Source organism: Gallibacterium faecale, from assembly GCF_027920745.1.
Classification (GTDB): Bacteria; Pseudomonadota; Gammaproteobacteria; order Enterobacterales; family Pasteurellaceae; genus Gallibacterium; species Gallibacterium faecale.
In genome coordinates this window covers 1-5,046 of record NZ_JAQIBB010000006.1, presented here as the reverse complement: position 1 = coordinate 5,046, position 5,046 = coordinate 1, and the positions used below count along the sequence as shown (strand labels likewise).

4 protein-coding genes are annotated in these 5,046 nt (G+C 35.9%); 3 read left to right on the top strand and 1 reads right to left on the bottom strand.

All coding sequences use genetic code 11. The features are described 5' to 3' along the window. Positions 1–54: 54 nt before the first annotated feature. The gene (locus PF272_RS01030) at positions 55–1,269 is read right to left on the bottom strand and encodes a pyridoxal phosphate-dependent aminotransferase (protein WP_271141313.1); all 1,215 of its coding nucleotides are present in this window, start codon (positions 1,267–1,269) and stop codon (positions 55–57) included. A 151-nt stretch (positions 1,270–1,420) separates the two neighbouring features. On the opposite strand from PF272_RS01030, the gene PF272_RS01025 reads away from it, so the two are divergent. The 3 genes from PF272_RS01025 to PF272_RS01015 all read left to right on the top strand — a co-directional run bounded on the left by PF272_RS01025 (position 1,421) and on the right by PF272_RS01015 (position 4,729). Next, a complete protein-coding gene (locus tag PF272_RS01025) occupies positions 1,421–2,704 on the top strand; it encodes an isochorismate synthase (protein ID WP_271141312.1) in 1,284 nt (427 codons plus the stop codon). A 16-nt stretch (positions 2,705–2,720) separates the two neighbouring features. Then, positions 2,721–4,427, top strand: a complete 1,707-nt coding sequence (gene menD, locus PF272_RS01020) for a 2-succinyl-5-enolpyruvyl-6-hydroxy-3-cyclohexene-1-carboxylic-acid synthase (protein WP_271141311.1) — start codon at positions 2,721–2,723, stop codon at positions 4,425–4,427. Between the two features lie 92 nt (positions 4,428–4,519). Then, a complete protein-coding gene (locus PF272_RS01015) occupies positions 4,520–4,729 on the top strand; it encodes a glycine zipper 2TM domain-containing protein (RefSeq protein ID WP_271141310.1) in 210 nt (69 codons plus the stop codon). The last annotated feature ends 317 nt before the right edge of the window (positions 4,730–5,046 follow it).

Genomic DNA, 5,046 nt, shown 5'->3' with positions numbered 1-5,046 from the left:
AAATCTCTCTGGCTAATGCTCAGAGAGATTTTAAAACTTAAAACAGAGATATTGTTATTGATGATAATGACTTAAGAATCTAGCTAATTTAGCCATAGCCTCTTCAATTTGATGAACGTATGGCAAGGTTACAATCCGGAAATGATCTGGTTTATGCCAATTAAATCCACGACCATGCACTAATAACACTTTCTCTTGAGTTAAAAGATCAAATACAAATTTTTCATCATCATAAATGTTATACATTTCTGTATCAATTTTTGGAAACATATACATTGCACCTTGCGGTTTAACACAGCTGATCCCTGGAATTTGGGTAATTAACTCATAAGCTTTGTTTCGTTGTTCTAATAAACGACCGCCTGGAAGGATAAATTCATTAATGCTTTGATAACCACCTAAGGCAGTTTGAATAGCGTGCTGCATCGGCACTGTTGCACATAAACGCATAGATGCTAACATATCTAAGCCTTCAATATAGCCAGCCGCAGCTTTCTTAGGACCATTTAATACCATCCAACCTTGTCGGAAACCTGCAACGCGATACGCTTTTGACAAACCATTTAATGTTACTGTTAATAAGTCTGGTGCTAATGCAGCGATATGATGGTGTACTGCACCGTCATATAAAATTTTGTCATAGATCTCATCTGCAAACACAATTAGTTTATTCTGGCGAGCAACTTCTGCAACTTCGAGTAATAACTCTTTACTGTACACAGCACCAGTAGGATTGTTTGGATTAATAATCACAATTGCTTTAGTTCGACTTGATACTTTTTGTTTGATATCTTCAATATCAGGGAACCAATCTTGTTCTTCATCGCAAACATAATGTACCGCTTTTCCCCCAGAAAGCGTTACAGCTGCCGTCCATAAAGGGTAATCTGGCATCGGTACTAATACTTCATCACCATCATTTAATAATGCTTGCATTGCCATCGTAATCAATTCAGATACACCATTGCCAATATAAACATCATTCACCCCAACATTTAACAACCCTTTTGATTGATAATATTGCACGATTGCTTTACGTGCTGAATATAATCCTTTGGAATCACAATACCCTTGGGCAGTTGGCAAATTACGAATCACATCAACTAAAATTTCATCTGGCGCTTCAAAACCAAATGGCGCAGGATTACCAATATTTAGTTTTAAAATTTTGTGTCCTTCTTCTTCTAAACGGCAAGCTTCTTTATGTACTGGTCCACGAATATCATAACAAACGTGTTCTAATTTATTTGATTTCGGAAAATAATCCATCTTGATCACCCTAATGAATCACCTATTAACAATAAGGAGTTACTTTACGCTAATTTTGTAGGCTTAGAAAGATTTTCAAGAAGTTTATTTGAAATTACGGTAGAATTACTCCCTTTCTACTTATTTGGATAAATAGAACTTCTTATTTACAATGAATGTATTACAACAAATCAAAACACTATTCACTGAGCAGATCGCTATTTATCGACCGTCTTCACAACCATTTGGCACTATACAATGTACAATTAATATGCCAAAGATTGATTTTATTGCTTGGTTGAAAGCACAAACATTATTTCCACAATTCTATTTTCAGCAACGTCATCAACACTATGAAGTTGCTGCGATTGGTGAAGTAACAAAAATTAATGATGTTCAACAGCTAATTCATTTAAAACAACATGACGCCACACTGAATTTTATTGGTGGAGTAAAATTCGCTGGTGAAGTCCATTTTGTATTACCACGCTTCTATTTTGAACATCGGGAATCACAGCTCACGATAAAGTTATTTATTAATCATCAAAATTGGCAAGTGGAACAACAACAGATTAGCCAATATTGGGATACTTTCATACAGTATAAACAACCACAATCTGTGGCACACATTGTGCCAACACTCATCAATCAAAGTAGTGATTTTTCAAGTTGGCAAGGATTAATACAAAATGCCCTCACGGCTTTAGCAGAAAAACAGTTTGAGAAAGTAGTACTAGCAAAGAAAATGACCTTTGCTCTAAATACCCAATTAAATGCCTTAGATTTTTTAGCAGCAAGCCATGCAATCAACCAACATTGCTATCATTTTCTTTTTGCAGAGAATGAACATTCTGTATTTTTAGGTGCAAGTCCCGAGTGTTTATATCAACGCACTCAAAATCAGTTACGCAGTGAAGCATTAGCAGGTACTGCCCCTATTGGTGATACGCCTCAACAACAGCAGCACTATCAAGATTGGTTATTACAAGATCATAAGAATCTTGAAGAAAATCAGGTTGTTGTGGATGATATTTGTCAACAAATTGCACCTTATTGTGAAGAAATCCAAGTTGAAACTATTCAAATACGCAAACTCAGAAAAGTACAACACCTATGCAGACCGATTAGTGCAGCCCTAACAGAACGATATCGCCATTGGGAACCACTATTAGCTATTCATCCCACAGCAGCTGTAGCAGGATATCCTAAACAAACTGCTATGGCATTCATCGAGAGATATGAACCATTTGAACGTAATTGGTATGCTGGTGCTATTGGCATCATTTCACAAAACTATACAGAATTATGTGTTGGTCTGCGATCTGCACAACTTGAGCAAGAATATTTACACCTCTTTGCAGGCGCAGGCATTGTCAAAGAGTCGCAAGCCGATCAAGAATGGCAAGAAATAGAAAGAAAAATGTCAGGGTTATTATCTTTATTTAATCTTCACTGAGATCTGGGAGAATAAAATGTCAATTAGTACATTTAACCGTTGTTGGTCTAAAGTTATTCTGAAAACCTTAATAAATTATGGTGTTCAACACATTTGTATTGCTCCAGGCTCACGTTCAACACCATTAACCTTAGAAGCAGCTCGCTTACAAGATGCTAATCTTGCAACCTGTCATACCCACTTTGATGAAAGAGGTTTAGGCTTTTTTGCACTAGGTTTAGCAAAAGCACAAAAAAAACCTGTTGCGATTATTGTTACTTCTGGTACAGCAGTTGCTAACCTTTATCCAGCGATTGTAGAAGCGTATCAAACCCAAACAAATTTAATCGTACTCAGTGCAGATCGTCCATTAGAATTAATCGAGTGTGGAGCAAATCAAGCTATTCCACAAGAAGGAATGTTTGCACATTATCCTATTGCAAAAGTCAACTTACCGAAACCAAGTCAAGACTACCCAGCAAATTGGTTAGTTTCTACTGTGGAACAAGCATGTCACCAACAAAAACTTACTCCAGGTGTCATTCATATCAATGTACCTTTTGCTGAACCTTTATATCAAGCTGATATTGAACAAATTGATACTCATAATTGGCTAAATCCAATTAAACATTGGTTAAGTACCAATAAATCTTGGACTAATCATCCGGAAAATCAAACAGAAGTCTTAATTCATGAAAAATGGGATCTTTGGCGAACTAAACGTGGTGTCATTGTTGTTGGAAGATTGCCTTTAGAGCAAACAATGGGAATCGCTTCTTGGGCAAACACTATGGGGTGGATTTTATTAACTGATATTCAATCTGGTGTAGAACCAACACTACCTTATGCTGATATTTGGCTTGCTAATCAAACAGTATTTAATCAATTACTACAAGCAGATATTGTGATTCAATTAGGTAGTGGCATTATCAGCAAACGTATTAATCAATTCCTTACTGCTTTCCAAGGGGAATATTGGCTCGTTGATTCATCACAACGTCGTTTAGATCCATATCATCATCAGCAAACCCGCTTTCATGCAAAGGTACATCATTGGTTACGTGCTCATCCCCCACTTCGTCAAAAAACGTGGTTACTCGAGCCACTAGCCTTATCACAATTTTGTACTGGTTTTATTGAACAACAAGTTGGTAGCAATCTGAATGAAGCCTCACTCGCTCACCATATTGAACGCTTATTACCAAATAATGGCGTATTATTCTTAGGTAATAGCTTATTTGTCAGATTAGTAGATGCGCTTTGTAAACTGCCAAATAACTATCCTATCTATACTAATCGTGGGGCAAGTGGTATTGATGGATTATTTGCTACCGCAGCAGGTATTGCTATCGCAAGTGAATCACCTCTTGTTGCCATAGTTGGTGATACCTCTGCACTATATGATTTAAACTCTCTGGCGTTATTTAGAAAAGTAAAATTACCTACTATTATTTTTGTTATTAACAATAATGGTGGAGCAATCTTTGATATGTTGCCAGTAGAGAATGAACTTAAAGATCAATATTATCGTTTACCGCATAATCTCGATTTTTCTCAAATTGCAGCAATGTTCGAACTGAATTATGCTCGTCCTTATACTTGGGCTGATTTAACCTCAACCTTAAAAAATGCGTACTTAAGAAAAAGTGCAACAATTATAGAAATCAAAGTTAATTCAACCGAAGGAAGTACAATTTATAAAAATCTGATTAATCAAATTTCGCAAGCGGTAATTGGCGCATAACTATAATTTCATTTAACAACTATAACTACAAGTTCTGCTTAGCTTCTGGTAAGCTAACTAAGATCATTTTAGTAACTTTTAAGGAGAAAAAAATGATGAAAACAATAATAAAGCTAACGGCTATTTCAGCCTTAGTATTTTCTGTTGCTTCATGTGCGCACCTAAACAAGCGTGATAAAAGCACTATCACTGGTGCTGGACTTGGTGCCGTTGCTGGAGCAGTATTAACTAATGGTGGTGGTTTAGGTACTGTTGGCGGTGCCGCAGTAGGTGGAATTATCGGAAATCAAGTTGGAAAATAATAGTTATATTAGCAAATAAGAAACTTAAAACGCATTTATCTTTTGACCAGATAAATGCGTTTTTTATTTAGATTATCTTGTCATAGGTGTAGTAGACAAAATGGTTGCTGATTTTTAAAAAACTACACCAAGTGGACAAAGTGGTTGCTAATAATTATTTTCTAAGATTATTAGCAACTCTTTTTATTTAAAAAATCCTGTATAAACAATATCTTATGTCTTCTTGTTAAACCACTATGTGAGCGTAATTTATCCTTATGGATTTTAAGATTAATACCCTTGTTAGCTCGCTAAACTTCATCTTTGTACTCGGATTT

What these genes read in the sequence shown, in the direction of transcription:
- PF272_RS01030 (WP_271141313.1), bottom strand. Translation starts at nt 1,269, where the DNA reads ATGGATTATTTTCCGAAATCAAATAAATTAGAACACGTTTGTTATGAT.
- PF272_RS01025 (WP_271141312.1), top strand. Translation starts at nt 1,421, where the DNA reads ATGAATGTATTACAACAAATCAAAACACTATTCACTGAGCAGATCGCT.
- menD (WP_271141311.1), top strand. Translation starts at nt 2,721, where the DNA reads ATGTCAATTAGTACATTTAACCGTTGTTGGTCTAAAGTTATTCTGAAA.
- PF272_RS01015 (WP_271141310.1), top strand. Translation starts at nt 4,520, where the DNA reads ATGATGAAAACAATAATAAAGCTAACGGCTATTTCAGCCTTAGTATTT.